Origin of the sequence: Castellaniella ginsengisoli (genome assembly GCF_040955415.1) — a bacterium.
Classification (GTDB): domain Bacteria; phylum Pseudomonadota; class Gammaproteobacteria; order Burkholderiales; family Burkholderiaceae_B; genus Castellaniella; species Castellaniella ginsengisoli.
In genome coordinates this window covers 2,110,886-2,137,585 of sequence record NZ_CP158257.1, presented here as the reverse complement: position 1 = coordinate 2,137,585, position 26,700 = coordinate 2,110,886, and the positions used below count along the sequence as shown (strand labels likewise).

Sequence of the window (26,700 nt, the reverse complement as noted above, 5' to 3'; positions counted from 1 at the left end):
CGTCAGCGCCCGGTCTTGAGCTGGGCCCACATCTGCGTCTGCAAGCGCAGGATGTTCAGGGGCTGCGGCTGGATGACGAACAGCGTGCGGGAAACCTCGGGCGAGGGATAGATCATGGGGTTGCTCGCGACTTCCTCGACCACGTACTTGCGCGCCTCTTTGTTGGCGTTGGGGTAGTACATGGTATTGGTGATGGCCGCATGCACCTGGGGCGTCTCGATGTAGTTGATGAAGGCATGCGCCTCGTCCACATGCTCGGCGCTCTTGGGGATGGCCATGGTGTCGAACCAGACCGGAGCGCCGCCGTCCGGGATGATGTAGTCGATGGCGTAGGGCTGCTTGGCCTCCTTGGCCCGGGACGAGGCGATCATCACGTCGCCCGAGAACCCGTAGACCATGCACAGCCCGCCCGAGGCCAGCTCGTCGATGTAGCCCGAGGAACTGAACTGGCGCACGTAGGGCCGGATGGTCTTCAGCAGGGCCAGCGCGGCTTCGTAATCCTTGGGATCACTGCTGTTGGGATCCTTGCCCAGGTAGTGCAGCACGGCCGGAAAGACTTGCGCGGCCTCGTCCAGGATGGAAATGCCGCAGGACTGCAGCTTGGCCGCGTTCTCGGGCTTGAAGAGCATGTCCCAGGAATTCAGGGGCGCGTCCTCGCCCATGATTTCGCGCACCTTGGTCACGTTGTAACCCAGGCCATTGGTGCCGTAACCCCAGGGAATCAGGTACTGATTGCCGGGATCGACCGTGGCGACCAGGGCCATCAGATCGGGATCCAGGTATTGCCAGTTGGGAATCTTGGAGCGGTCCAGCTTCTGAAACAGGCCGCCCTGAACCTGCCGGGCGGCATAGTGGGTGGACGGCACGACCACGTCGTAACCCGACTTGCCCGTCAGCAGCTTGGCCTGGAGCGTATCGTTGGTATCGTAGACATCGTAGCGGACCTTGATGCCGGTGGCCTGCTCGAAACCGGACAAGGTATCGGGGGCCGTGTATTCGGCCCAGTTATAGACGTTGACGACGCGATCCTGGGCGGACGCCGGAACCGCAGCGATCAACGCGGCGGCGGCCAACAGGGTGTGAACGGTGCCGATTTTCATGGCGTGAGTCCCTATCATGAAGGTAAACAACGGGATAACGCATCCCACCACTGCGCTCCGCGCGCGCCGGCTACCTTAACCAAAGACCGGCGCAGGCGCAACCGGTTTTTTTGCGCCTGTTCCGGTGACACCACACCCAGGCGCGCGCGGTCGAAATCGATCAGCCAGACCTGGCCGTCGGCGTCGAAAAGGATGTTGTAGGCGTTCAGATCCGCATGCCAGACACCGGCCGCGTGCATCGCGGCAATGGCCCGGGCGACGGCGGCGGGATCGGCCTGATCCAGGCGGCCCGCCAGAGCCTGCGCTCCCGCAATCCGGGCGACCAGGATGGCGTTGCGGTAGAAGAAAGAAGAAGCCCCCCCACGCCAATAAATCGCACCCAGCGGCTCGGGCACGCGCAATCCGGCCCGGCGCAGGTGATCCAGCACCCGGGCTTCGGCCCAGGCGCGCACCCGGGGCTCTCCCAGCCACAGATAGGATTCACGGCCGCCCAGCCGGGCGCGCAGACCGCCGCGCCGATAGTGGCGCAGGACGGCGGGTCCGTGATCGCCCTCGACGAACCAGGCGGCCTGGCGGCCGCCCTCGCCCACCGGGATGGCATCGGGCCTGCGGGCATCGAACCAGCCCGGGCCGGCCCGGCCGGAAAAACGCGCCGGCACGCAGAAGGCGCCGCCGGGGAAGCGGTGTTCGGCCCAGCCCGGCGGAATGCGGTTCCTCATTCATGTCTCCTTGGATTTGATCGACTGGGTGCGTCCTGGCATGAGGCATTTCTCCACCTCGCGGTCTGCATGCCGCCCGGATTCGATCGGCACGACACAGTCCGCAGAGGCTGTGCCGTGGCCGGTCTCATCCCCGCATCAGCAGCAGCCCCATGATGACCAGCAGCATGCAGGCGAAGATCAGTTTCAGGCGCGCCTCGGGCAAGGCATAGGCCAGGCGCACTCCGTAGGGCACGCACAGCAGGCTGCCGACGGCCAGGGGAATGCCCACCAGGCCGTGCGCCTGGCCATGCCAGGCGTAGGTGGCCAATGCCACGCAGGTGCCCGGCACGATCATCGCCAGCGCCACTGCCTGAGCCGAGGTCTGGCGCAGGTGAAAGAAGCTGGTCAGGAACGGCACCGCCAGCACGGCGCCGCCCACGCCGAAGATCCCGCCGGCCAGACCGGCGCAGAGGCCGACGCAGAAATACCAGCTCTTGCGCACCTGGCCGACCTCACGATAGAACGCGGCCGGATGGGGCCGGGCCCGCCGGCCCAGGCTCTCGCGGAAATAGAAGACGGCGATCAGGAACACGAAACCGGCGTAGATGCGCCGCAGCAGCCAGGGATCCAGTCCCAACGCGATCCGCGCGCCGATCCAGGTGCAGAGAATGGAACCGCAGGCCCCGGCGGCGGCCGCACGCCAGTCGATGGGCGCATGCTGATGATATTTGCGCAGGGTCAGCAAAATGGCGGGCAGCACCATGATCAGCGCCGTCCCTTGGGCGGCCTGCTGCTCATAGCCCAGGAGCAGCCCCAGCAGGGGAATCGCGAACAGGCCCCCGCCGATGCCCAGCACGCCGCCGGAAAAACCGATCAGCCCTCCGGCCGCGAGGCAGGCGGGAATCAGCCAGAGCCCTTCCATCGCGAACCTATCAGGACAGCACGCCGAGCACGTCTTCGACGCGATCGACGGCCTGGATGCGCAACCCCTCGATCGGCTGGCGCGGCAAATTGGCACGCGGCACGACCGCATGCTTGAAGCCCAGCTTGGCGGCTTCGCGCAGGCGTTCCTGGCCGCGCGGCGCCGGGCGGATTTCGCCGGCCAGCCCGATCTCGCCAAAGGCCAGCAAGCCGGCCGGCAAAGGCCGGTCGCGCATGGAAGACAGGATCGCCAGGGCCACGGCCAGATCGGCGGCCGGCTCCATGATGCGCACCCCGCCGACGGCGTTGACGAACACGTCCTGGTCGTAGGTGGCCACTCCCGCATGGCGGTGCAGCACGGCCAGCAGCATGGCCAGGCGGCTGCTTTCCAGCCCGACGGACAGGCGGCGCGGATTGGGCACATGGGCCGTATCCACCAGCGCCTGGACCTCGACCAGCAGCGGACGGGTGCCCTCCTGGGTGGCCATGACGCAGGAGCCCGCGACCTCGCGCGCATGTCCGGCCAGAAACAGCGCGGACGGATTGCTGACCCCGCGCAGCCCCCGGTCGGTCATGGCGAACACGCCGAGCTCGTTGACGGCGCCGAAGCGGTTCTTGATCGCCCGCACCAGACGGAACGAGGAATGGGTGTCGCCCTCGAAATACAGGACGGTGTCGACAATGTGCTCCAGCACCCGCGGGCCCGCCAGCGCGCCGTCCTTGGTGACGTGACCGATCAGGATCAGGGTGACGCCGGTCTGCTTGGCGATGCGGGTCAGTTGGGCTGCGCATTCGCGCACCTGGGACACCGAGCCGGGCGCGGCGGTCAGTTCGCCCGAATACAAGGTCTGGATCGAATCGATGACGGCCACGCCGGGCTGGCGCTCGACCAGGGCCTGGGTGATCTGCTCCAGGCGGATCTCGGCCAGAAGATCCACGCCATCGCCCGATACGCCCAGGCGCTGCGCGCGCAGGGCGACCTGCTCGGCGGATTCCTCACCCGTCACGTAGAGCACGGGGCCGCGCTCCGACAGGCTGGCCAGCGCCTGCAGCAGCAGGGTCGACTTGCCGATCCCCGGATCGCCGCCGATCAGCACCACGGCGCCGGCCACCAGTCCGCCGCCCAGGACGCGGTCGAATTCCTCGATGCCGGTCGGGTTGCGGGCCTGCTCGCGGGCCTCGATGTCGGCCAGGCGGCGCACCGGCGTGGAAGCAGCCAGCGGCGCATAGCGGTGGCCTGCCGCCGCTGGGGATTCGCGGGTTTCCTGGAGCGTGTTCCAGGCTCCGCAATGCGGGCAGCGCCCCTCCCATTTGGCGGAAATGCCGCCGCAATCCGAACAGAGAAACTGGGTCCGGGCCTTGGCCATCAACGGCCCGCCAGGCTGCCGCCGCCGTCCACGCCGATTTCCTGTCCGGTGATGAAGGCCGCCCCGTCACCCAGCAGGAACACCACGGCGGACGCGACCTCGTCGGCCTGCGCCAGGCGGCCCATCGGGATCGTCGCCAGCACGGCTTTCTCGGCCTCGCTGCCGACCGGGCATTCGGCGCGGAACAGGCCGGTCTCCACCGGACCGGGCGAGACCGCGTTGACGGTCACGCCATAAGGCGCCAGTTCGAGAGCCCAGGTCCGGGTACAGCCGAGCAGCGCGCTCTTGGCCGCCGCATAGCTGGTGTGCCCGGTCTGGCCGTGGACGACGCGTCCGCACAGATTGACGATGCGGCCGGACTTGCGCGCCTTCATGCCGGGCACGAAGGCCTGTACCGCCTGGACGGCCACGCGCACGTTCAGGTCGAAAGCCTGGTAGAGCGAAGCCAGATCGACCTCGCCGAGAGGTTCGGGCATCGCCGGCCCGACGCAGTTGACCACGGCATCGACGGGATATTTTTCGCGGATGACGCGCAAAAGCTCTTCGGTCTCGCCGGCGTTGGCCAGATCGCAGGCGTACAGGTAGCCGGGGAAGTCGATGTCGGCCACGTGCCTGGCCAGGCCGACGACGTGACAACCCTGGTCGGCCAGGCGCTGGCTGACGGCCCAGCCGATGCCTTTGGTCGCGCCGGTGACGAGTACGCAGCTATTTTTCATGGGAGGTTCCTCAGGCCGGAATGGGCAGAATGCGGCGCGGCACCCGCGGCGTCACGGCGGTGAGCAATTCGTAGCCGATGGTGCCGCAGGCGGCGGCGACCTCATCCACCGAAGGCCCCCCCGCGCCCCAGAGCACAACCGGCGCGCCCACCGACGCCTCAGGCACGGGATCCAGATCCACGGCCAGCATATCCATGGAAACCCGGCCGACCAGCCGGGTGCGCACCCCCGCGACCGTGACCGGCGTGCCCGTCGCCGCATGGCGCGGGTAGCCGTCGGCATAGCCGCAGGCGACGATCCCGACCCGCATCTCATGGGGCGCGCGGAACGCATGGCCATAGCCCACCGACTCGCCCGCCGGGACGCGATGCACGCCGATCAACTGGGCAGACAGCGTCATGGCCGGGCGCAGGCCGAACGAGTCGGCCGAACGGTCGGCGAAAGGCGAGGCGCCGTACAGGCAGATGCCCGGGCGAACCCACTGGGTGTCGCCGGCGATGCCCGACGCGAGCCCCGGCGTCAGGGTGGCCGCCGAGTTGCACAGGCTGACCGGCCCGGACAGGCCATCGGTCACGCGCCGGAAACACTCGATCTGCGCCAGGGTGACGTCGGGATCGTCGTCCGCGCGCGCAAAATGGGTCATGGCGCCGAGCTGGCCCAGCACGCCGCCGGCCTGCAGGACCAGGGCGCGATCGTACGCGGCGCGGAACTCGTCCGGCTGGAAGCCCAGCCGGTGCATGCCGGTGTTCAGTTTGACGAAAACATCGACCTGCCGGGCGACGGGGCTGGTCGCCAGCATGTCCAGTTGCTCGGCGCAATGCACGGCGGCGCCGATCCGGTACCGGACCAGCGTGTCGAGATCGTCGGGCTCGAAGAAGCCTTCGAGCAGCAGCAGCGGACCCGTCCAGCCCAGTTCGCGGCATCGCACGGCCTCTTCGAGGTCCAGCATCGCCAGGCCGTCGGCCTCGCTGAAACCCTCGAGGGCAGCCTCGATGCCGTGCCCGTAGCCGCGCGCCTTGATCACAGCCCAGACGAAAGGCACTGAACCGGGGGCATCCTGCCGCAGGCGGCCGATTACCGTCCGCAGATTATGGGACATGGCTTCGGTGTCGATCGTCGCCAGAATCGGACGCGGCATGAACTCCCCCGGAAGGCAGAAAAAGACGGCGGCCCTGGAACCGGGCCGTGCATGGGCATTCGAGAATCGGCCTGCCGGGCCAGGGTGACCTACGGAAAAAAACCGGGCCAAGCAGACTGCCGGGCTAAGTATACTGCCTCATCATGAGCGTCGATCACTACGAAAACTTCCCTGTCGCGTCCCTGTTGCTGCCCGCCCGGCTGCGCCCGGCGGTGCGCGACCTGTACGCCTTCGCGCGCGGCGCGGATGACATCGCCGACGAAGGCGACGCTCCCGTGCAAGCGCGCCTGGCACGGCTGGAGGCCTGGCGCGCCGCTGTCCGCGACCTGGGCGCCGGCCGGCCGATCCAGGCGTCCTTGTCCGAAGACGACCGGGCGGTGTTCGCCCGCCTGGGCGATACCCTCGCACGCCACCGCCTGCCCATCCAGCCCCTGCTCGATCTGCTGTCGGCCTTCATCCAGGATCTCGAGGTCACCCGCTACGCCGATGAGCCGCGCCTGCTGGACTACTGCCGCCGGTCCGCCAACCCGGTTGGCCGTCTGATGCTGCACCTGTTCGGCCACACCGCTCCCGAAGACCTGGCTCAGTCCGATGCGATCTGCACCGGCCTGCAGCGGGCGAATTTCTGCCAGGACGTCGCCCTGGACCACGCCAAGGGCCGTTGCTACATTCCTCTGGACTGCCTGGCGCGCCACGGACTCGATCCGCACGATCTGGACGCCCTGTGCGCCGGCGCCCCCGTCCCGTCCCCCGATGCCTGGCGCGCCGCCGTGCGCGAGCAGGCCGGGCAGGCACGCCGCGCCCTGCTGGCCGGCAGCCCGCTGGCCTGGCGCCTGCCCGGCCGCATCGGCCTCGAACTGCGCCTGGTGGTGCATGGTGGCCTGAGGATCCTCGACAAGCTGGCGGCCGGCGGCTACGACCCTTGGCGCAACCGGCCCATCCTGGGCCGCGGCGACGCCTTCCTGCTATGCTGGCGCGCATTCCTGACGCCGCGACCCGACGCCGCATTGGCCCAGCTACCATGACGCCCGACGAATACTGCCAGCAAAAGGCCGCGCGCAGCGGCTCCAGCTTCTACTACGCCTTCCTGTTCCTGCCGCCCGAGCGGCGCCGCGCCATCACGGCGCTGTACGCCTTCTGCCGCGAAGTGGACGACATCGTGGACGAGGTCGGAGAAGCCTCCGTCGCGCGGATGAAGCTCGCCTGGTGGCGCAGCCAGGTCGACTTGATGTTCGACGGCACGCCCGATCATCCGGTGGCCATCGCGCTGTCCGGGCACGTCCGCGCCTTCGGACTGCAGCCCGGCCCTTTCTACGCCGTGATCGAAGGCATGGAAATGGACCTGGACCAATTCCGCTACGCGGACTGGCCGGCGCTGAAGGAATACTGCTGGCGGGCCGCCGGCGTCGTGGGCGATCTGTCGGCCGGCATCTTCGGGCATACGGATCCGCGCACGCTGGAATACGCCGAGACCCTGGGCCTTGCCTTCCAGATGACCAACATCATCCGCGACGTCGGCGACGACGCCCGGCGCGGACGCATCTATCTGCCCGCCGACGACATGGCCCGCCACGGCGTCACGGTGGACGACATCCTCGACGGCCATTACACCGAGAACTTCCAGGCGCTGATGCGCCAACAGACCGAACGCGCGCGCGGGCTGTACCGCGACGCCATGCGCGCCCTGCCCGAGGCTGACCGCCGCGCGCAGCGGCCCGGGCTGATGATGGCCGCCATCTACGCCGCCCTGCTCGACGAAATCGAGCGCGACGGTTGGCACGTGTTGAATCAGCGCATCGCCCTCACGCCGATCCGCAAGTTCTGGCTCGCCTGGAAAACCTGGGTCGGCGGCGGCCGGGGGCTGGTGCGCGACCTGGCAAAATGAGCATCGCCGTCATCGGCGGCGGCTGGGCGGGGCTGGCCGCCGCCGTCCGCCTGCGCCAGGCGGGGCGGTCTGTCCGGGTCTACGAGGCCGCCGCCGCGCCCGGCGGCCGGGCCAGGCGCATCGAGCATCACGGATTGGGGCTGCGCCTGGACAACGGCCAGCACATCTTGCTGGGCGCCTACACCGATACCCTGACCCTCATGCGATCCCTGGGCGTGGATCCGGCGCACGTCCTGCTGGCCCAGGACTTGGCATTGCAATCGGCCGACGGCGGCCTGAATCTCCGGTTCTGGCCCTTGCCCCCGCCTCTGCACCGGCTGGGTGTCCTGCTGGGCAGCCGGGGGCTGGACGGCTGGCGGGGGCGCCGCCACCTCGCCCGGGTCTTCGGTGCCCTGGCGCCGCCGGGCATCGACCCTTCCATGACAGTCGCGGATTGGCTGGACGGCCTGGGCTGCCCGCCCGGCCTGATGGCGCGCCTTTGGGAACCCTTGTGCCTGGCGGCCATGAACACGCCGGCGCAGGCGGCGCAGGCGCGTTTGTTCGCCCGGGTGCTGGCCGACAGCCTGGGCGCCGGGCCGGCCGCCAGCCGCGTCCTGATCCCGCGGGACGACCTGCACGGCCTCTGGCCCAACCGGGCCTGCGCGCTGCTGGGCGACCGCCTGCGGCGGCAACGGGTGCGTTCGATCGCGCCCGATCCGGCCGGCGGCTGGCGGGTGGACGGGGAGCCCTGCCAGAGCGTCATCCTGGCCGTGCCCGCCGCCGAGGCCCGCCGCCTGCTGGAACCCTTGCCGGATGCGGCGGATTTTCTGAACGCCTGGCCGGCACTGGCGCATTCCGCCATCGGCACCTTGACGCTGCGCCTGGTCCGGCCCTGGCGATCCGGGCAGCCCATGCTGCTGCTGCACGACGACCCTGCGCGCGATGCCTGGGGGCAGTGGTTGTTCGACCGCAGCGCCAGCGCCAGCGCGGACGCCGGCCAACGGTTGGTCCATGTGGTGATCGGCACGGCGGACCGCTATGCGGGCCGCGACCCGGCGCGCATCGCCGCCGGCGTCATCGCGCAGATCCGCGACCAGGCGGGCGCGGGGGCGCGCCCGTCGCTGCCCGAGGTCGAAGCCCACGCCCTGGTCACGGAGCGGCGGGCGACCTTCGATGCCATCCCGGGCCTGCGGCGCCCCGGTACCGTCACGCCCTGGCCCGGCCTGCTGCTGGCCGGCGACTGGACCGACACCGGCTATCCCGCCGTGCTGGAAGGCGCCGTGCGCAGCGGATTGCGCGCCGCGGACAGGCTCCGTCAGGAGGCCAGCGCCGAAGCCGCGTGAATCTCGCCGCGCAGCCAGCCGTACAGATCGCGCGGATCCGCCTGGCCCGGCTCGACATCCACCCAGCGGCCCACCTGGTGGGCCTGCGCCTGCGCGTAGAGAAAACGCAATGCGGAGTAGTCTTCGAGCGCGAAGCCGACCGAATCGAAAACGGTCACCTGCTCCGCCCGCGTCCGCCCCGACTGCTCGCCCGACAGGACACGCCACAATTCAGTGACGGGGAAGTCCACCGGCTTCTGCTGGATTTCCCCTTCTTTGCGGGTCTGAGGCGGGAATTCGACGAACACGTCGGCCCGGTCGAGAATCGCGGGATCCAGCTCGGTCTTGCCCGGGCAGTCGCCCCCCACCGCGTTCAGGTGCATGCCCGGTTCGATCAGGCTGGCGTCCAACACCCGCGCCTGCCCCTGAAAGGCCGTCACGGTGGTGACGATATCCGCGCCGCGCACGGCCTGGGCGGCCGAATCGCAGATCCGCACGGACAACGGCCGCCCGGGCAGTTCGGCCGCCGCCAGGTTGCGCGCCAGGCGCTCCGAGGCATGGCGGTCCAGATCATAAAGCCGCAACTCGCGCACGCCCAGCAGGCAGGCAAAGGCCAATGCCTGGAAGTCACTTTGCGCCCCGTTGCCGATCAGCGCCATCGAATGGCTGTCGCGCCGCGCCAGCGCCTGGGCGGCCAAGGCCGACATCGCCGCCGTGCGCAGCGCCGTCGTCAGCGTCAATTCGCTGAGCAGGCGGACCGCTCCGGTATCGCAATCCAGCAGCGCCCCCATGGCCATGACGGTCGGCAGGCCATGGCGGCCGTTGCCGGGGTGGCCGTTGACGCATTTGAAGCTGTAGTGGTTTCCATCGGTGATGGGCATCAGCTCGATCGTGCCTGCTTCGGAATAGGCCGCGATGCGGGCTTCCTTGTCGAACTCCTGCCAGCGCAGGTAATCGGCCCGCAGCATGCCGGCCAGGCTCTTCAGGCAGGCGGGAAGGCCCAGAATGCCGATCAGCCGGGCGACATCATGGGTATCCAGGAATAGCGTGCGGGGCTGCGCCAAAGCGGGGACGTGCATGATGGTCTCCTTGGGATGTGATGCATCCAGTGTGGCCCAAGGGGTTGGCAATGTATATCGCCAAAAATGCCTTCATTCCGTCATAAAACTAGCGAAATGCCATCAACTATTGAACCAAGTATTAATTTACCTGCTTCAAATCCGGCGGCGGCGCGGCAATCAGGCGGAGCCGATCCCGCACCCGATGGCCGTGCCGATGCCTACAGCGCGTGACGGCGCACGTAATCCGCCACCTGGCGGGCATCGCAATCCATGACCACGACCCGCTGGGGAAGCTGGTCCAGATCCCGCAGCCCGGCCGGGACATCCGGCGCCTCGCCGGTGGCTTCGAGGATGGTCTCGGCGAACTTCGCGGGCAAGGCGGTTTCCAGCACCAGCATGGGCACGCCGTCTTCCAGGTGTTCGAGGGCGACCTTGACGCCATCCGCCGTATGCGGATCGATCAGCACACCGGTTTCGCGACGGATGTCGCGGATCGTTCGCAGGCGGTCGGCATGGGTGCTGACGCCCGCCACGAACCCGTAGCGCTCGGCGAAAGCGGGCCGCAGGCCGGACAGGTCGAATTGACCGGTGGCGCGCAGTTCCTCCATCAGCGCCCGGACCCTGGCCGGATCGCGGTCCACCAGGTCAAAGACGAAACGCTCGAAATTCGACGCCCTGGAAATATCCATGGACGGGCTGGAAGTGGCGTGCGTCTGGTCGGCGGCGCGCGGCCGGTAGACACCGGTGCGGAAGAATTCTTCGAGCACGTTGTTTTCGTTGGTGGCCAGCACCAGACGGCGGATCGGCACGCCCATTTCGCGGGCGATATGGCCGGCCAGGATATTGCCGAAATTGCCCGAGGGCACAGCAAACGATACCGGCTGTCCGGGCCCCTGGGTGGCTCTGAGCCATCCCCAGACGTAGTACACCACTTGCGCGGCGATGCGCGCCCAGTTGATGGAATTGACCGCGCCCAGGCGGTGGGCGCTCTTGAAATCCAGGTCGCCGGCCAGGGCCTTGACGATATCCTGGCATTCGTCGAACACGCCGTGCAAGGCGATGTTGTGGATGTTGGCATCCTGCAGCGAATACATCTGGGCGCGCTGGAAGGCGCTCATGCGCCCGTGGGGAGACAGCATGAACACGGCCACGCCGCGCTTGCCGCGCAGCGCGTATTCGGCCGCCGAACCGGTATCGCCCGAAGTGGCGCCCAGAATATTGAGCGTTTGGCCGCGCTGCGCCAGCACATGCTCGAAGACCTGGCCCAGAAACTGCATGGCCATGTCCTTGAAGGCCAGCGTCGGCCCCTCCGACAGGCCCAGCAGCGCCAGGCCGGGGCGCAGCGGTTTGACCGGCGCGATGCGCGGAAACACATCGGGCGAGTAGGCCGCGCGCGTCATGCGCGACAGGTCGCCGGGAGCGATGTCATCGATGAACAAGCCCAGCACCCGGGCCGCCAGATCGGCGTAATCCAGCCCGCGCCACGATTCCAGGGTATCGGCATCCAGCTTGGGCAAGGTTTCGGGCAGCGTCAGGCCACCGTCGGGCGCCAGGCCTTCAAGCAGGATGTCGCAAAAAGGCTGGGAGCGCATGCCGCCCCGGGTGGACAGATACTTCAATTGATGTTCTCCACGCGCAGCCGGGTCACGTCCGAACGCACGAAAGGCAGGCGCTGGATGGTGCCCAGCGCCTGGTCCACGTCGCCCTCGCGCGCTTCGTGGGTGAGGAAGATGATGTCGGCCTGATGTTCGCCATGAGGCTGCTGGAACATCGAACCCACGGAAATGCCGGCATCCGACAGCACCCGCGCCAGATCGGCCAGCACGCCCGGCCGGTCGTCGACCCGCAGGCGCAGATAGAAACTGGTGTGCACCTGGGCCATGGGCAGCACGGGGATGTCGGACATGGCATCGGGCTGGAAGGCCAGATGCGGCACGCGGTGCTCGGGATCGGCCATCTGCAGGCGCGCCACGTCGACCAGGTCGGCCACCACGGCCGAAGCCGTGGGCAGGGCGCCCGCGCCCTGCCCGTAATACAGCGAAGGGCCGACCACATCGCCGCGCACCAGCACGGCGTTCATGGCGCCCTCGACGTTGGCCAGCAGGCAATGGTCGGGCACCAGCGCGGGGTGGACCCGCAACTCGATGCCGTCGGGCCGGCGGCGGGTGATGCCCAGCAGCTTGATGCGATAGCCCAGGCGTTCCGCGTGAACGATGTCCTCGGAAGCCAGATGGGCGATGCCCTCGATGTGGGCCTTGTCGAACTGCACCGGGATGCCGAAGGCCAGCGAGGCCAGCAGCGTGAGCTTGTGGGCGGCGTCCACGCCTTCGATGTCGAAGGTGGGGTCGGCCTCGGCGTAGCCCAGGCGCTGGGCCTCGGCCAGCACGGTATCGAACGGCAAGCCGCGCTGGCGCATTTCCGACAGGATGAAATTGGTCGTGCCGTTGATGATGCCGGCCAGCCACTGGATGCGGTTGGCGGTCAGGCCTTCGCGGATCGCCTTGATGATGGGGATGCCCCCCGCCACGGCCGCCTCGAAGGCGACCATCACGCCGCGCTCCTGGGCGGCGGCAAAGATTTCGTTGCCGTGCATGGCCAGCAGGGCCTTGTTGGCCGTGACGACATGCTTGCCCTGGGCGATCGCTTCGCGGATGCAGTCGCGGGCCACGGTATCGCCGCCCATCAGCTCGACGATGATGTCGATGTCCGGGTCGCGCGCCAGCGCCATGCCGTCGGTGGTGACCGCGACCTCGGGCCCCACCAGCGCGCGCGCCTTGGCCACGTCGCGCACCGCCACGGCGACCACTTCGATGCGCCGCCCGGCGCGCCGGGCGATTTCACCGCCGTTCTGGGACAGAACCGTCCAGACCCCGCCGCCGACGACGCCCAGACCGAGCAAACCTACACGGATCGGTTTCATTTCAGCAGCCCGTCCTTGCGGAACATGTCCTTGATGCCGCGCACCGCCTGACGGGTGCGCTGCTCGTTTTCGATCAGCGCGAAGCGCACGTATTCATCGCCGTATTCGCCGAAGCCGATCCCGGGGGACACGGCGACCTTGGCGTCGGCCAGCAAGCGCTTGGAAAATTCGAGCGAACCCTGGGCGCGGTAGGGCTCGGGGATGCGGGCCCAGATGTACATGGAGGCCTTGGGCACGTCCACCATCCAGCCCGCCTCGTGCAGCCCGCGCACCAGCACGTCGCGGCGGCTGCGGTATTGCTCGACGACCCCGGACACGCAGTCCTGAGGCCCCTCCAGGGCGGCGATGGCCGCCACCTGCAGCGGCGTGAAAGTGCCGTAGTCGTGGTAGCTCTTGATGCGCGCCAGCGCATTGACCAGTTCGCGGTTGCCCACCATGAAGCCGATACGCCATCCGGCCATGTTGTAGCTCTTGCTCATGGTGAAGAATTCCACCGCCACGTCGCGCGCGCCGGGCACCTGCATGATGGACGGCGCCACGTAGCCGTCGAAGGTGATGTCGGCGTAGGCCAGATCGTGCACGACCAGGATGCCGTGCTCGCGCGCCAGCGCCACGATGCGCTCGAAGAAGGACAGCTCCACGCACTGTGCCGTGGGATTGCTAGGAAAACCCAGGATCATCATCTTGGGCCTGGGGATGGTCTCGCGCACCGCGCGCTCGATTTCCTCGAAGAAGTCCAGGCCGGGCGTCATGGGCACCGAACGGATGTTGGCGCCGGCGATCACCGCGCCGTAGATGTGGATCGGGTAGCTGGGATTGGGCACCAGCACCGTATCCCCCCGGTCCAGCGTGGCCAGCATCAAGTGGGCCAGGCCTTCCTTGGAGCCGATGGTCACGATGGCTTCCGAATCCGGATCGATGTCCACCCCGTAGCGGCGCTCGTACCAGGTCGAGATCGCCCGGCGCAGACGCGGAATGCCCTTGGACACCGAATAGCCATGGGTATCCGGGCGGCGGGCGACCTCCACCAGCTTGTCGACGATGTGCTGCGGCGTGGGGCCGTCCGGATTGCCCATCGACATGTCGATGATGTCCTCGCCGCGCCGGCGTGCGGCCATCTTGAGTTCCCCGGTGATGTTGAACACATAGGGGGGCAGGCGCTCGATGCGCGGAAAGCTCGTCATGATGGTCCTCGGCGGATGGGCTGGAGTCGTGCGGATAGATGCGGTGCAGCAAACTCGATAATCTATCGCATGCGACCGCGACTCGCAAATGCCCGCCCGTGAAACGGCCCCGCGCGAGAATCGCGCTTGCATGATGCGCTATCATCACAGGAACACCGGAGCTTGCCCGTGCTATTGCAAAAAGACCTGAATCCCGCGCTCAACACCGTGACCGCCTACGGTGACGGCTTCCTGGAAATCAATCGGGTCCGCTACGACGGCGCCCTTTGTTTCGCTCCCGAAGGCCCGATCCGCAGCCTTGCCGTGCGCACCGCCGCCGACCTCGATGCCGCCTTCCTCCAGGATCTGATCGGCCTGAAGCCGGCCGCCCGCGATCCCCTGGCCTTCCTCGACGACGACGCGCCCGCGACCGAATTGCCCGCCGACGCCCCCGAAGTCCTGCTGATCGGCACCGGCCCGCGCCAGACATTCCTGCGCCCAGATATCCTGCAGCCCCTGTTGTCGCTGGGCATCGGCGTCGAAACCATGACCACCCAGGCCGCCGCCCGGACCTACAACATCCTCATGTCCGAAGAACGCCGCGTGCTGGCCCTGCTGCTACCCGGAGCCTCCTCATGACCACCATCGCCATCGGCCAGCCGTTGCCGCCGCTCACCGCTGAAACCACCCACGGCCTCTTTGATTCGACCGCCCTGCGGGGCCGCCCCTTCGTGCTGTATTTCTATCCGAAGGACAACACGCCCGGATGCACCACCGAAGCGCAGGATTTCCGCGACCGCCACGCGCAATTCCAGGCTCTGGGCTGCGACATCTATGGCATTTCGCGAGACACGCTGAAATCCCACCAGAATTTCACCGACCGGCAATCCCTGCCCTTCCCCCTGATCTCGGATCCGGACGAGGCCTTGTGCGCCCTGTTCGGTGTCATGAAACAGAAGAACATGTACGGCAAGCAAGTGCGCGGCATCGAACGCAGCACTTTCCTGGTTGACCGGCAAGGCATCCTGGTTCAGGAATGGCGCGGCGTGCGCGTTCCCGGCCATGCCGACGAAGTCCTGCAAGCCGCGCACAACCTGGCCGCCTGAGCGCGGCCCCTCTGGAGCCTTCATGCCCCTTCCGCAACCGCCGACCCGCCCGGGCGACATACTCCAAGCCGCCGCCCGCTCCGCACCGACCGAAGCCGTCCCGAACGCCATACCGGGGCCGGCCTTCGACACTTCGGAGGCTGCGCCCCGTTCGCGCCGCGCAAAATCCCGGCCGGTCGCCGCCATCCTGACCCGGGCCGCCGACCGCCCGGCTGCTGCGCCCGCGGCCGCCCCGGCTGCGCCCGCCAAGGCATCGGAACCGCGGCCGTCCGCCGCGCAGACCGCCGACAAAGCGGCTCCGCAGGCCCCGACCAAGGCGGACAGCCAGCCCACCGCCCAGGCGGCGACGCCCGCGCCGGCCCAGCCTGCCCCGCGCGCCGCGCGGCCAAAGCGGCTCCCGGTTTCGCAGCGCAAGCTGTTCGTGCTGGACACCAATGTGCTGCTGCACGATTCCTCGTCCCTGTTCCGCTTCGCCGAACACGACGTCTTCCTGCCCATGATCGTGCTCGAGGAGCTCGATCATCAGAAAAAAGGCATGTCGGAGGTCGCGCGCAACGCCCGGCAGGTCAGCCGCCACCTGGACCAGTTGATCGGCACAGGCGACCTGTCCAAGGGCGTGCCGCTGGACGCCCTGGGCAATACCGACGCCCTGGGTTCGCTGCATTTCCAGACCCGACCCACCGACATGCACCTGCCCCTGGAACTGCCGATGGGCAAGGCGGACAACGTCATCCTGGGCATCGTCCACGGGCTGCGCAAAGAAAACCCCAAGCGCGAAATCGTGCTGGTGTCCAAGGACATCAACATGCGGCTGAAGGCCCGGGCGCTGGGCCTGCCGGCCGAAGATTACCTGAACGACCACGTCCTCGACGATTCCGACCTGCTGTACGACGGCGTCATGCCGCTGCCGGAAAATTTCTGGAACAAGCATGGCAAGGACATCGAATCGTGGCAGCAGAACGGCCTGACCTGGTATCGCGTGAGCGGGCCGCTGTGCGGCCAGTTCATCGTCAATGAATTCGTCTACTACGAAGGCGAGATGCCACTGTATGCCCAGGTGCGGGAGGTCACCGGCAAGAGCGCCGTGCTGTCCACCCTGCGCGACTTCAGCCACGCCAAGAACAGCGTCTGGGGCGTCACCACGCGCAATCGCGAGCAGAATTTCGCCATGAACCTGCTGATGAACCCCGACATCGACTTCGTCTCGCTGCTGGGCCAGGCGGGCACCGGCAAGACCCTGCTGGCCCTGGCCAGCGGCCTGGCCCAGACCTTCGAGACCAAGCGCTACACCGAGATCATCATCACCCGGGCCACTGTGCCGGTCGGCGACGACATCGGCTTCCTGCCCGGTACCGAAGAAGAAAAAATGCTGCCGTGGATGGGCGCGCTCGAGGACAACCTGGAAGTGCTGCATCAAGGGGCGGCGGGTGCGCTTGGCGTCTCGGGAAACGGCAACGGCCAGGACTGGAACAAGACGCCCGCCATGGATCTCATCCGCTCCCGCATCAAGGTGAAGTCCATGAATTTCATGCGCGGCCGCACCTTCCTCAACAAGTTCCTGATCATCGACGAGGCCCAGAACCTGACCCCCAAGCAGATGAAGACCCTCGTCACGCGCGCCGGTCCCGGCACCAAGATCGTGTGCCTGGGCAACATCGCCCAGATCGACACCCCGTACCTTACCGAAGGCAGTTCGGGGCTGACCTACGTGGTGGATCGCTTCAAAGGCTGGCCTCATGCGGGCCACATCACCTTGCAACGCGGCGAGCGATCCAGGCTGGCCGACTATGCCAGCGACGCGCTCTGATCCCGGCCTTCCGGCGGCTCCCGCCGACGCGCCCCTGGCTTTCACGCTGGGGGACGCCGCGGGCGTCGGCCCGGAACTGATCGCACGCCTGTACGCCGAAGGCCTGCCCCACCCCGCCGTCGTCTACGGCGACGCGGGCGCTCTGCGGCGCGCCTGCCGGTCACTGGGCCTGGAAGACCGCCTGGCGGTCCGCCCGCTGGATGCGCCCGGCGCAGGCACCACGGGCGGCACGATCGGCGTGCTGAACCGCTGGGACGCCCTGCCGGCCGATCTGCCCTGGGGCCGGGAAGATCCGCGCGCCGGGCGCGGCGCCTATGAGTACCTGTGCCACGCCATCGACGACGCCCTGGCCGGCCGGGTGCGTGCGCTGGTGACGGCGCCGCTGCACAAAGGCGCGCTGCACGCGGGCGGCGTCGATTTCCCCGGCCACACAGAAATCCTGGCGCAACGCACCGGCACGGCGGACTACGCCATGATGCTCGCCAACGACGAACTCCGGGTGCTGCTGGTCACCATCCACATCGCCCTGTCCCGCGTGCCGGCGGCGCTCAGCCCCGAGGCGGAACTGCGCGCCATCCGCCTGGCGCAGCGGGCCTGCCGCCAGGCCGGCATCGCCCGGCCGCGCATCGCCGTGGCGGGGCTCAACCCGCATGCGGGCGAAGGCGGCGCCTTCGGCGACGAAGAGGCCCGCCACATCGCGCCGGCCATCGCCCGGGCCCGGGCCGAAGGGCTGGACGCCACCGGCCCCTGGCCGGGCGACACCGTGTTCATGCGCGCCCGCCGGGGGGAATTCGACATCGTGGTCGCCCAGTACCACGACCAGGGCCTGATCCCGGTGAAATACCTGGGCCTGGACGAAGGGGTGAACGTCACCGTAGGCTTGCCGTTCGTGCGCACCAGCGTGGATCACGGCACGGCCTTCGACATCGCCGGGCGCGGCCTCGCCGATCCGGCCTCGCTGCGCGCGGCCGTGCGCATGGCATTGAGGATGACCGCGTCCTGACGCCCCCCTCGGGGGCAGCAAGCGGCCGAAGGCTGCGCAGCGTGGAGACGCTAAAACCCCGGCGCCGCCGAGAAATTCAGGAAGCGGGTGCTGGCCCCCTGGAAGGTCAGGCGCACCGTGCCGATGGGACCGTTACGCTGCTTGCCGATGATGATTTCGGCCGTACCCTTGTCCGGCGAATCGGGGTTGTAGACCTCGTCGCGGTAGATGAAGATGATCACGTCGGCATCCTGCTCGATGGCTCCGGACTCGCGCAGATCGCTCATGACGGGCCGCTTGTTGGGCCGCTGCTCGAGGCTGCGGTTGAGCTGCGAGAGCGCGATCACCGGACAGTTCAGCTCTTTGGCCAGCCCCTTCAGCGAGCGGCTGATCTCGGAAATCTCGGTGGCGCGGTTCTCGCCGCCGCTGCCCGACATCAACTGGATATAGTCGATGATGATCAGCCCCAACTGCCCGCACTGGCGCGACAGCCGGCGCGCGCGCGCGCGCAACTCCATCGCCGTCAGCGCCGGGGTCTCGTCGATGTAGATCTGGGCTTCCTCGACTTTCTGCACGGCGTGGGTCAGGCGCGGCCAGTCATCCTGGTTCAGCTTGCCGGTGCGCATGCGATGCTGATCCAGCATGCCGACCGAGCCGATCATGCGCATGGCCAGTTGCACCGCGCCCATTTCCATGGAAAACACGGCCACCGGCAGGCCCTGCTCGATGGCGACGTGCTCACCGATGTTCATGGAGAAAGAGGTCTTGCCCATGGAAGGCCGGCCCGCCACGATCACCAGATCGCCTGCCTGCAGGCCCGACGTCATGCGGTCCAGGTCGTTGAAACCGGTCGGCACCCCGGTGACGTCGGAGTCGCCCTCGCGGTGGTAGAGCTCGTCGATGCGCTCGACCACCTGGGCCAGCAGCGGCCGGATTTCCTGGAACCCGGCCATGCCGCGCGCGCCCTCCTGGGCGATCTGGAACACGCGGGACTCGGCCTCGTCGAGGATCTGCCGGGCTTCCTTGCCCTGGGGATTGAAAGCCGTCGAGGAAATCTCGTCGGCGATCGAGACCAGTTTGCGCAGCATGGAACGCTCGCGCACGATCTCTGCGTAACGGCGGATGTTGGCCGCCGAAGGCGTGTTGTGCGCCAGCGCATTCAGATACGGCAGGCCGCCGCATTCGTCGGCCTTGCCCGCCGTGGCCAGGGATTCGTGGACCGTGATGACGTCGGCCGGCCGTGCCAGCCCCACCAGCCGGGTGATGTGCTGCCAGATGAGGCGGTGATCGAAACGGTAGAAGTCATCCTCGGTGAGGACGTCCGCGACCCGGTCGAAGGCGGCGTTGTCCAGCAGCAGACCGCCCAGCACCGACTGCTCGGCCTCGATGGAGTGCGGGGGCACACGCAGATAGTCCAGTTGCGCGTCGGCTTCGATGTCCAAACCTTGTCCTTGCATTCAAAAAAGAAAAGGCCGGCGGAAAGCCGGCCTTTTCAGCGGCGCCGTGCCATTCCTACCTTACCACGAGGAATGGCGCACGACGATGCGGCGCGTCAGGCCATTTCGCCTTGCACGGTCACCGAGATGTCGGCCACGACATCGGCGTGCAGCGCGACCTGCAGCGGGAACTCGCCCACGGTCTTGATGGCGCCGTCCGGCATGCGGACCTGCGCCTTGTGCACGTCGGTGAAACCGGCAGCCTGCAAGGCCGCGGCCACGTCCATGTTGGTGACCGAGCCGAACAGGCGGCCGTCCACGCCGGCCTTCTGGCCGATGACCAGCACATAGCCGGACAGCTTTTCGCCCACGGCCTGGGCCGCAGCCAGTTTTTCGGCCTGGTGCTTCTCGAGCTCGGCGCGGCGGGCTTCGAATTCCTTCAGGGCGGCATCGGTCGCCCGGCGGGCGATCTTCTGGGGGATCAGGTAGTTGCGGGCATAGCCGTCGCGCACACGGACCACATCGCCCAGATTGCCGAGATTGACGACTTTTTCAAGCAGGATGACTTGCATGACGGGAGACCTCGGATCAGTTGTGGTTGTCGGTGTACGGCAACAGGGCCAGGAAGCGCGCGCGCTTGATGGCGGTGTCCAGTTGACGCTGGTAGTGCGCCTTGGTGCCGGTCAGACGGGCCGGAATGATCTTGCCGTTTTCCTGGATGAAATCGCGCAGGGTGTCGAGATCCTTGTAGTCGATCTCTTCGACCTTGGCGACGGTGAAGCGGCAGAACTTGCGGCGCTTGAACAGCGGATTCTGTTGCCCGAACTTGCGCTTTTCCTTGGATTTCTTGAAGTAAGCCATTTGGATTGCCTTTCTTGGTTGCCGGGTTCGTACCCGGCATATTCATTCAGTGTGCCTGCGCGATCCGCTGGATGTGGAACACCAGCCGGTCCGAACCCTGCCGGAGGGGCGCCAGGAATCCCGTGGCCTGGATCAGCGCGCCGATGGGCGCTGCGGCCAGATCCCGGGCCACATCCCCTAGTGCCACCGCCTGCAATTCCATGCGGACGATGCGGGGGGATCCGGCTTCCAGGACCTCGGATTCGTGTGCCATCCGGAGTCTCAGCACCGGCGTTCCCGCCGGTGTGTGACGCAGCGGCTCGGCCTCGGCCACGCGCGCTGCAAGTTCGACCCGGTTCACGGAATGCGCGGACTTGCGGATCAGGAATTCGTGGACTCGGTGGCGGTCGCCTTGCGGGCTTCCTCGCGCTCGACCGACTTCATCATGATGGACGGCTCGGTGTGGGCGTGCTTGGTCTTGACGAACAGGTGGCGCAGGATCGCGTCGTTGTAGCGGAACGAGTGCTCGAGCTCATCCAGGGCGGCCTGGCCGCACTCGATGTTGAAGCACACGTAGTGGGCCTTGACGAGCTTCTGGATGGGGTAGGCCAACTGGCGGCGGCCCCAGTCCTCGACGCGATGGATCTGGCCGCCATTGCTGGTGACCATGGCCTGGTAGCGCTCGATCATGGCGGGCACTTGCTCGCTCTGATCGGGGTGCACGATGAACACTACTTCGTAGTGGCGCATGTAAGACTCCTTGTGGATATCTGTGGTGTTGACAGACAGCCCGCCGGCACTGCGCAGCCCCCGTCCCGGGGCGCTGCGGGCGCACCCAAAAACGGTACGCCACAAGCACGGTCGAGCAAGTAACCAATCATTCTAGCACATAAGACGCCTTAGACGCTGTGCACGACCGCGTAGGCGGAATGATTGTGGATGGACTCGAAGTTTTCCGCCGTGACCCGGTAGGACGACACGCCGGGCAGGCGCTGCAGCATCACGGCCACATCGCGCACCAGATCTTCGACGAACTTCGGGTTTTCATACGCGCGTTCGGTCACGAATTTCTCGTCGGCGCGCTTGAGCAGCCCCCACAGTTCGCACGAGGCCTGGGATTCGACGCCCCGGATCAGCGCATCCAGATCCACGGCCTCGGCCGAGTCGTATTCCAGATCCACGCAGACGTGCGAACGCTGGTTGTGGGCGCCGTACTCGGAAATCGCCTTGGAGCAGGGGCACAGGCTCGTCACCGGCACCTGGACGGACAGCGAAAAACGCGGCGCCTCGCCCCGGCGCGCCCGGGCGGACCAGCGTATCTGGTAATCCATCAGGCTGCGCACGCCAGACACAGGCGCGGGTTTTTCGATGAAGTAGGGAAAGGCGGCCGCCACGTCGCCGGCATCGGCATGCAGCAGGTCCAGCATCGACTGCGCCAGGGCGCACAGGGCCGCGGGCGTCATGGGCTGGGCGCGGCGCGACTCCAGCAAGGCGATGAAACGCGACATGTGCGTGCCCTTTTCATCGGCCGGCAGCGCGACGGTCATTTCCCAATCGGCCACGGTCGCCTGGGGCTGGCCGTCGCCGGCCGCCACCACCAAAGGGTGGCGCACGCCGCGCACCCCCACCCGCTGGATGGCGATCCGCCGGGTATCCGGCCCGCTTTGCACATCCGGCATCGCCGTCGTCACCGGATCCAGCAGGGTGTTCATGACGCATTCCTTTTCAAGCGTTGGCGTATCGACGCCTCGATACCTCCGGCATCCAGGCCGAGTCCGGCGAGAATGGCCTTCTGGTCTCCATGATCGATGAATTCATCCGGCAAGCCCAGTTGCAGGATCGGGCGGACGATCGCCTCCCGGTTGAGCCATTCAGCCACGGCGCTGCCGGCGCCGCCCATGACGGCGCCCTCTTCGATCGTGACGAACAATTCGTGGCGGTCGGCCAGGCGCCGCAGCAACGCTTCGTCCAGCGGCTTGACGAAGCGCATGTCCACCAGCGTGGCATCCAGCACCTCGGCCGCCTGCGCGGCTTCGGGCAGCAGGGTGCCGAATACCAGCAGCGCCACGTCCCGGCCCTCGCGGCGCACCACGGCACGGCCGAGTTCGACGGGGCCCAGGTCGTCGCCCGGCTCGGCGCCGCAGCCGGCGCCGCGCGGATAGCGGACCGAGGCCGGCCCGGGATGGAGAAAGCAGGTATTGAGCAGCAGCCGGGCCTCGTGCTCGTCCGAGGGCGTGGCGACCACCAGGTTCGGGATGCAACGCAGATAGGCGATATCGTAGTTGCCGGCATGGGTCGCTCCGTCGGCGCCGACGATGCCGGCCCGGTCCAGGGCGAAAGTCACGTCCAGGTTCTGCAGGGCCACGTCGTGGATCAGTTGGTCGTAGCCGCGTTGCAGAAACGTGGAGTAGATCGCCACGACGGGTTTGCAGCCTTCGCAGGCCAGACCGGCGGCGAACGTGACGGCATGCTGCTCGGCGATGCCGACGTCGAAGTAGCGCTGCGGAAAGCGGCGCTCGAACTCGACCAGACCGCTGCCCTCGCGCATGGCGGGGGTGATGCCCACCAGGCGCGTATCGGCGGCGGCCATGTCGCACAGCCACGCGCCGAAGACCTGGGTGAAGGAGCGTCGTGCGGGAGTCGCGGGTTTCTGGATGCCGACCGAGGGATCGAATTTTCCCGGGCCGTGGTAGAGGACCGGATCGGCTTCGGCGAGCTTGTAACCCTGGCCCTTGCGCGTGACGACGTGCAGGAACTGCAGGCCGCCGAGCTTGCGCAGGTTTTCCAGCGTGGGAATCAGCACGTCCAGATCATGGCCATCGATCGGCCCCATGTAGTTGAAGCCCAGCTCTTCGAACAGCGTGGCCGGCGACAGCATGCCCTTGGCGTGGCCTTCCAGTTTGCGGGCCAGTTCGAGCACGGGCGGCACATGCTGCAGCACGGCCCGCCCCATGATCTTGGCGCGCGCATAGAACTGGCCCGACAGCAGGCGGGCGAAGTAGTAGTTCAATGCCCCCACCGGCGGCGAAATCGACATGTCGTTGTCGTTCAGCACGACCAGCAGGTTCACGTCGGGCGTGACGCCCGCATTGTTCAGGGCTTCGAAAGCCATGCCGGCCGTCATGGCCCCGTCGCCGATCACGGCGATGTGCTGGCGATCGACGCCTGCATTGCGCGAGGCCACGGCCATGCCCAGCGCCGCGGAAATCGAGGTCGAGGAATGCGCCGTGCCGAAAGCGTCGTACGGCGACTCGGCGCGTTTCGGGAAGCCGGAAATCCCGCCCTGCTGGCGCAGGCCGGACATGGCTTCGCGGCGGCCGGTCAGGATTTTGTGCGGATAAGACTGATGGCCCACATCCCAGATCAGCCGATCATCGGGCGTGTCGAACGCATAATGCAGCGCCAGGGTGAGTTCGACCGTGCCCAGGTTGGAGGACAAGTGGCCTCCGGTGCGAGACACGGAGTCCAGCACGAACGCCCGCAGTTCGGCGGCCAGTTCTTTGAGGTCCCGACGGTCCAGCCGGCGCAGGTCCGCCGGCGATTGGATCCCTTCCAGTAATCTAGTCATGATGTTTTCTAATGGGACCGGCCGATGATGTAGTCGGCCAGTTCGCGCAGTCGGCAGGCCGAGGGCCCCAGAGGCAACAATGCGGCGCACGCCTGCTCGCGCAGCCCGGCGAGCATCTCGCGCGAACCCTCCAGCCCCATGATGGAGACGTAGGTCGGTTTGCCCTGGGCGGCGTCCTTGCCGGCGGTCTTGCCCAGGGTGGCGGAATCGGCGGTCACATCCAGGATGTCGTCCACCACCTGAAAAGCCAGGCCCATGGCTGAAGCATAGGATTCCAGACCGGTGCGGACCGCGCTGCTGGCCCCGGCCACCACCCCGCCCAGCAGCACGCTGGCTTCGAGCAAAGCGCCGGTCTTCATGCGATGCATCTGCTGCAGTTCTTCGATCGGCAGCGGGCGGCCGACGCTGGCGCAGTCGATGGCCTGGCCGCCGACCATGCCGTCGCCGCCCGCCGCGCGGGCCAGCAACTGGACCGCCTGAACCGTCAGGGCCGGCGCAATGGGCATCTGCGCCAGGCACTCGAAGGCCAGCGGCTGCAGGGCGTCACCGGCCAGCATAGCCAGGGCTTCGTCGCCGAACTGGCGGTGCACCGTGGGCCGGCCGCGCCGCAAGTCGTCGTCGTCCATGCAAGGCAGATCGTCATGGATCAAGGAATAGGCGTGGATCAGTTCCACGGCAGCGGCGGCGGCATCCAGCGCCAGATCCTGGACGGCGGCTGTTCCGGCCGGCGGGCGGCTGGCTTCGCCGGCCGCGTAGACCAGCGCGGCGCGCACCCGCTTTCCCGGCCCGAGAACGGCATAGCGCATGGCCTCGCGCAGGCGCGCAGGGTCATCCTGGAGGGAGGGCAGCAGGTCATCGAGCACCGTTGCGATGTGCTCCACCCGGCCTTGCAGCCAGGCGTCGAAATGCCCCGGCGAAGCGGTCATGTCGCATCCCGCGCGGCAGCGGGGTCGAAAGGCTGGAGCATTTGATCTTGAAGCACCTGAACTTGCTGCTCGGCAACTTCCAGCCGTTCCTGGCATACCTGGGCCAGCGCCACGCCGCGCTGGTACAGGGCAACGGATTCCTCCAGGCCCAGATCGCCGTCGCTCATGCGGGCGGCCAGGGCTTCGAGCTCGACCAACGCCGTCTCGAAGTCCTGGGGCAATGGATCCGCAGGCTGAGGCGGGGAGGCCGGCAGCGGGGTTTGATCGTTGACCATGGGTTTCATCTGAACATTCCAGATTGGATTGTACGGGAACCTCGCCGGACCATGAAACAGGCCCACCCCCGCGCCGGCCGCGTAGGGTACAATTTCGTCCCCTGTCCCGGACCGGGCGCTGCATCGTGCCGGGGCCATGCGGTCGGGCCGCTTCGCGCGACCGACCAGCTCGGGTGTTTTTCTTCGCGCCGACCCGGCTGCCGTCCCCGCCCCGCACATCCGAAGCGCCGGGCGTCCCGGCGGCGCTCCGGGCGGTTTCATTCTTGCGGGGGGAACCAATGACCAACCCTTTCATCCCTTCCGGTTCGGATCTGGCCAGCCAGCTCCCGGCAAACCACTATTTCGACCCAGCCGTCCTGGCGCGGGAACGCAGCCGCATCTTCGAGCGCAGCGCATGCTACGTAGGTCACGAGAAGATGGTGCCGAACCCCGGCGACTGGCGCACGCTGGCCCATGAGGGCGGCGGGCGGGTTCTGCTGCGCGACCGCACCGACCTGCGCCTGCTGTCCAACGTCTGCCGTCACCGCCAGGCCCTGATGCTGGGCAGCCAGACCGGCCGCGAGACCGATTGCGCCGCCGGAAATCTGTGCAGCACGGGCGGGCGCATCCTGTGCCCCATCCATCAATGGAGCTACGACACCCAGGGCCGGCTGCTGAACGCCCCGCTGTTCCCGGAAAAACCGGAGCTGCGGCTGCGCGAGTTCCCGCTGCGCAATTGCCACGGCCTGCTCTTCGAAGGCGCCCGCGACCCGCTGGACGATATCGGCGGCCTGTTCGGACGGCCGGAATTCGATTTCTCCGACTATGTGCTGGATCACGTGGAAATCCACCCCTGCCACTACAACTGGAAGACCTTCATCGAGGTCTACCTGGAGGACTACCACGTCGGCCCCTTCCACCCCGGGCTGGGGCGTTTTGTCACCTGCGACGACCTGGAGTGGGAGTTCGGCGCCTTCCACAGCATGCAGCGGGTCGGCATCCACCAGGCCCTGGGCCAGCCGGGCACCGAGGTCTACCGGCAGTGGCACGACCGCCTGCTGCAGTACCGCTCGGGGGCGGCGCCCGATTTCGGCGCGATCTGGGTGACGTACTTTCCCACGCACATGATCGAGCTCTATCCCCATGTCCTGGTGCTGTCCACGCTGCACCCCGTCGGCCCCCAGGAAACCGTCAATGTGATCGAGTTCTACTATCCAGAGGAAATCGTCGCCTTCGAGCGCGAGTTCATCGAGGCCCAGCGGGCGGCCTACCTGGAAACCGCGATCGAAGATGACGAGATCGGAGAACGCATGGACGCCGGCCGCCGCGCCCTGATGGAGCGCGGCGACGATGAACGCGGCCCTTACCAAAGCCCCCTGGAGGACGGCATGGCGCACTTCCATGCCTGGTACCGCCGCATGATGAACGAGGCGCCCTTGGAATCCGCGGATCCGGACTAGGCCGCCGCGTCGCTACGCCCCGTCTCCACAGCCGGCCGCTTGCAAGCG

27 protein-coding genes are annotated in these 26,700 nt (G+C 67.6%); 8 read left to right on the top strand and 19 right to left on the bottom strand.

Going from position 1 to position 26,700, the window contains the following annotated elements; translation table 11 throughout:
• Window positions 1-2 precede the first annotated feature (2 nt).
• The 6 genes from ABRZ00_RS10125 to alr all read right to left on the bottom strand — a co-directional run bounded on the left by ABRZ00_RS10125 (window position 3) and on the right by alr (window position 5,943).
• Window positions 3-1,100, bottom strand: a complete 1,098-nt coding sequence (locus ABRZ00_RS10125) for a polyamine ABC transporter substrate-binding protein (protein ID WP_368639327.1) — start codon at window positions 1,098-1,100, stop codon at window positions 3-5.
• Window positions 1,101-1,114: 14 nt separating this feature from the next.
• The gene (locus tag ABRZ00_RS10120; RefSeq protein ID WP_368642101.1) at window positions 1,115-1,819 is read right to left on the bottom strand and encodes a 3-deoxy-D-manno-octulosonic acid kinase; all 705 of its coding nucleotides are present in this window, start codon (window positions 1,817-1,819) and stop codon (window positions 1,115-1,117) included.
• Window positions 1,820-1,946: 127 nt separating this feature from the next.
• On the bottom strand, window positions 1,947-2,723 hold the full coding sequence (locus ABRZ00_RS10115; RefSeq protein ID WP_368642102.1) for a sulfite exporter TauE/SafE family protein: 777 nt from the start codon (window positions 2,721-2,723) through the stop codon (window positions 1,947-1,949).
• 10 nt (window positions 2,724-2,733) lie between these two features.
• Complete coding sequence (radA, locus tag ABRZ00_RS10110) at window positions 2,734-4,089, bottom strand: DNA repair protein RadA (protein ID WP_368642103.1); 1,356 nt, start codon at window positions 4,087-4,089, stop codon at window positions 2,734-2,736.
• On the bottom strand, window positions 4,089-4,805 hold the full coding sequence (locus ABRZ00_RS10105) for an SDR family oxidoreductase (protein WP_343838874.1): 717 nt from the start codon (window positions 4,803-4,805) through the stop codon (window positions 4,089-4,091). The genes radA and ABRZ00_RS10105 overlap by 1 nt, the downstream gene beginning before the upstream one ends.
• Before the next feature lie 10 nt (window positions 4,806-4,815).
• The gene (gene alr, locus ABRZ00_RS10100) at window positions 4,816-5,943 is read right to left on the bottom strand and encodes an alanine racemase (protein ID WP_368642104.1); all 1,128 of its coding nucleotides are present in this window, start codon (window positions 5,941-5,943) and stop codon (window positions 4,816-4,818) included.
• A gap of 143 nt (window positions 5,944-6,086) precedes the next feature.
• On the opposite strand from alr, the gene hpnC reads away from it, so the two are divergent.
• From hpnC to hpnE, 3 genes are read left to right on the top strand one after another with little or no spacing between them, the layout of a single operon-like run.
• Entirely contained in the window at window positions 6,087-6,968 is an 882-nt protein-coding gene (gene hpnC, locus ABRZ00_RS10095) for a squalene synthase HpnC (protein WP_368642105.1), read from the top strand.
• Complete coding sequence (hpnD, locus tag ABRZ00_RS10090; protein WP_343838868.1) at window positions 6,965-7,828, top strand: presqualene diphosphate synthase HpnD; 864 nt, start codon at window positions 6,965-6,967, stop codon at window positions 7,826-7,828. Before hpnC ends, hpnD begins: the two co-directional genes overlap by 4 nt.
• Window positions 7,825-9,150: a hydroxysqualene dehydroxylase HpnE gene (hpnE, locus tag ABRZ00_RS10085; protein ID WP_368642106.1), complete on the top strand. Its 1,326-nt coding sequence runs from the start codon at window positions 7,825-7,827 to the stop codon at window positions 9,148-9,150. The genes hpnD and hpnE overlap by 4 nt, the downstream gene beginning before the upstream one ends.
• On the opposite strand, the gene ABRZ00_RS10080 is transcribed toward hpnE, so the two are convergent.
• From ABRZ00_RS10080 to alaC, 4 genes are all read right to left on the bottom strand, one after another.
• Complete coding sequence (locus ABRZ00_RS10080) at window positions 9,123-10,208, bottom strand: ornithine cyclodeaminase (protein ID WP_368642107.1); 1,086 nt, start codon at window positions 10,206-10,208, stop codon at window positions 9,123-9,125. The two genes, hpnE and ABRZ00_RS10080, sit on opposite strands and share 28 nt — an antisense overlap.
• Before the next feature lie 200 nt (window positions 10,209-10,408).
• Window positions 10,409-11,809 carry a threonine synthase gene (thrC, locus tag ABRZ00_RS10075; protein WP_368642108.1) on the bottom strand — a complete coding sequence of 467 codons (1,401 nt, stop codon included), beginning with the start codon at window positions 11,807-11,809 and terminating at the stop codon, window positions 10,409-10,411.
• Complete coding sequence (locus ABRZ00_RS10070; RefSeq protein WP_368639334.1) at window positions 11,806-13,110, bottom strand: homoserine dehydrogenase; 1,305 nt, start codon at window positions 13,108-13,110, stop codon at window positions 11,806-11,808. Before ABRZ00_RS10070 ends, thrC begins: the two co-directional genes overlap by 4 nt.
• Window positions 13,107-14,294 carry an alanine transaminase gene (gene alaC / locus ABRZ00_RS10065; RefSeq protein WP_368642109.1) on the bottom strand — a complete coding sequence of 396 codons (1,188 nt, stop codon included), beginning with the start codon at window positions 14,292-14,294 and terminating at the stop codon, window positions 13,107-13,109. Before alaC ends, ABRZ00_RS10070 begins: the two co-directional genes overlap by 4 nt.
• Window positions 14,295-14,462: 168 nt before the next feature.
• Between alaC and ABRZ00_RS10060 the strand changes: the two genes are divergently transcribed.
• Genes ABRZ00_RS10060 through pdxA form a run of 4 tightly spaced genes read left to right on the top strand, consistent with a single transcriptional unit; the run spans window position 14,463 to window position 18,189 of the window.
• Window positions 14,463-14,912: an Mth938-like domain-containing protein gene (locus tag ABRZ00_RS10060; protein WP_368642110.1), complete on the top strand. Its 450-nt coding sequence runs from the start codon at window positions 14,463-14,465 to the stop codon at window positions 14,910-14,912.
• A complete protein-coding gene (locus tag ABRZ00_RS10055) occupies window positions 14,909-15,379 on the top strand; it encodes a peroxiredoxin (protein ID WP_368642111.1) in 471 nt (156 codons plus the stop codon). Before ABRZ00_RS10060 ends, ABRZ00_RS10055 begins: the two co-directional genes overlap by 4 nt.
• 22 nt (window positions 15,380-15,401) lie before the next feature.
• Entirely contained in the window at window positions 15,402-17,186 is a 1,785-nt protein-coding gene (locus ABRZ00_RS10050) for a PhoH family protein (RefSeq protein ID WP_368642112.1), read from the top strand.
• On the top strand, window positions 17,167-18,189 hold the full coding sequence (gene pdxA, locus ABRZ00_RS10045) for a 4-hydroxythreonine-4-phosphate dehydrogenase PdxA (protein WP_343838850.1): 1,023 nt from the start codon (window positions 17,167-17,169) through the stop codon (window positions 18,187-18,189). The genes ABRZ00_RS10050 and pdxA overlap by 20 nt, the downstream gene beginning before the upstream one ends.
• 50 nt (window positions 18,190-18,239) lie before the next feature.
• Here the strand turns inward: pdxA and ABRZ00_RS10040 are convergent, their stop codons facing one another.
• The 9 genes from ABRZ00_RS10040 to ABRZ00_RS10000 form a co-directional block, all read right to left on the bottom strand.
• Complete coding sequence (locus ABRZ00_RS10040) at window positions 18,240-19,610, bottom strand: replicative DNA helicase (RefSeq protein ID WP_343838848.1); 1,371 nt, start codon at window positions 19,608-19,610, stop codon at window positions 18,240-18,242.
• 110 nt (window positions 19,611-19,720) lie between these two features.
• Window positions 19,721-20,176: a 50S ribosomal protein L9 gene (gene rplI, locus ABRZ00_RS10035; RefSeq protein WP_368642113.1), complete on the bottom strand. Its 456-nt coding sequence runs from the start codon at window positions 20,174-20,176 to the stop codon at window positions 19,721-19,723.
• A gap of 16 nt (window positions 20,177-20,192) precedes the next feature.
• The gene (gene rpsR / locus ABRZ00_RS10030; RefSeq protein ID WP_066456389.1) at window positions 20,193-20,465 is read right to left on the bottom strand and encodes a 30S ribosomal protein S18; all 273 of its coding nucleotides are present in this window, start codon (window positions 20,463-20,465) and stop codon (window positions 20,193-20,195) included.
• A gap of 46 nt (window positions 20,466-20,511) precedes the next feature.
• Window positions 20,512-20,805: a primosomal replication protein N gene (gene priB, locus ABRZ00_RS10025; protein ID WP_343838844.1), complete on the bottom strand. Its 294-nt coding sequence runs from the start codon at window positions 20,803-20,805 to the stop codon at window positions 20,512-20,514.
• Window positions 20,806-20,825: 20 nt separating this feature from the next.
• Window positions 20,826-21,194: a 30S ribosomal protein S6 gene (gene rpsF / locus ABRZ00_RS10020; protein WP_325123994.1), complete on the bottom strand. Its 369-nt coding sequence runs from the start codon at window positions 21,192-21,194 to the stop codon at window positions 20,826-20,828.
• Between the two features lie 149 nt (window positions 21,195-21,343).
• On the bottom strand, window positions 21,344-22,156 hold the full coding sequence (gene folE2 / locus ABRZ00_RS10015; RefSeq protein ID WP_368642114.1) for a GTP cyclohydrolase FolE2: 813 nt from the start codon (window positions 22,154-22,156) through the stop codon (window positions 21,344-21,346).
• Window positions 22,153-24,015 carry a 1-deoxy-D-xylulose-5-phosphate synthase gene (gene dxs / locus ABRZ00_RS10010; RefSeq protein ID WP_368647899.1) on the bottom strand — a complete coding sequence of 621 codons (1,863 nt, stop codon included), beginning with the start codon at window positions 24,013-24,015 and terminating at the stop codon, window positions 22,153-22,155. Before dxs ends, folE2 begins: the two co-directional genes overlap by 4 nt.
• 5 nt (window positions 24,016-24,020) lie before the next feature.
• Window positions 24,021-24,938 carry a polyprenyl synthetase family protein gene (locus tag ABRZ00_RS10005; protein WP_368642115.1) on the bottom strand — a complete coding sequence of 306 codons (918 nt, stop codon included), beginning with the start codon at window positions 24,936-24,938 and terminating at the stop codon, window positions 24,021-24,023.
• Window positions 24,935-25,213 (bottom strand): exodeoxyribonuclease VII small subunit, encoded by a 279-nt coding sequence (locus tag ABRZ00_RS10000; protein WP_368642754.1) that lies wholly within the window; start codon window positions 25,211-25,213, stop codon window positions 24,935-24,937. The genes ABRZ00_RS10005 and ABRZ00_RS10000 overlap by 4 nt, the downstream gene beginning before the upstream one ends.
• Before the next feature lie 278 nt (window positions 25,214-25,491).
• Here ABRZ00_RS10000 and ABRZ00_RS09995 point away from each other — a divergent pair, with 278 nt between their 5' ends.
• Window positions 25,492-26,652: an aromatic ring-hydroxylating dioxygenase subunit alpha gene (locus ABRZ00_RS09995; RefSeq protein WP_368642116.1), complete on the top strand. Its 1,161-nt coding sequence runs from the start codon at window positions 25,492-25,494 to the stop codon at window positions 26,650-26,652.
• Window positions 26,653-26,700: the final 48 nt, after the last annotated feature.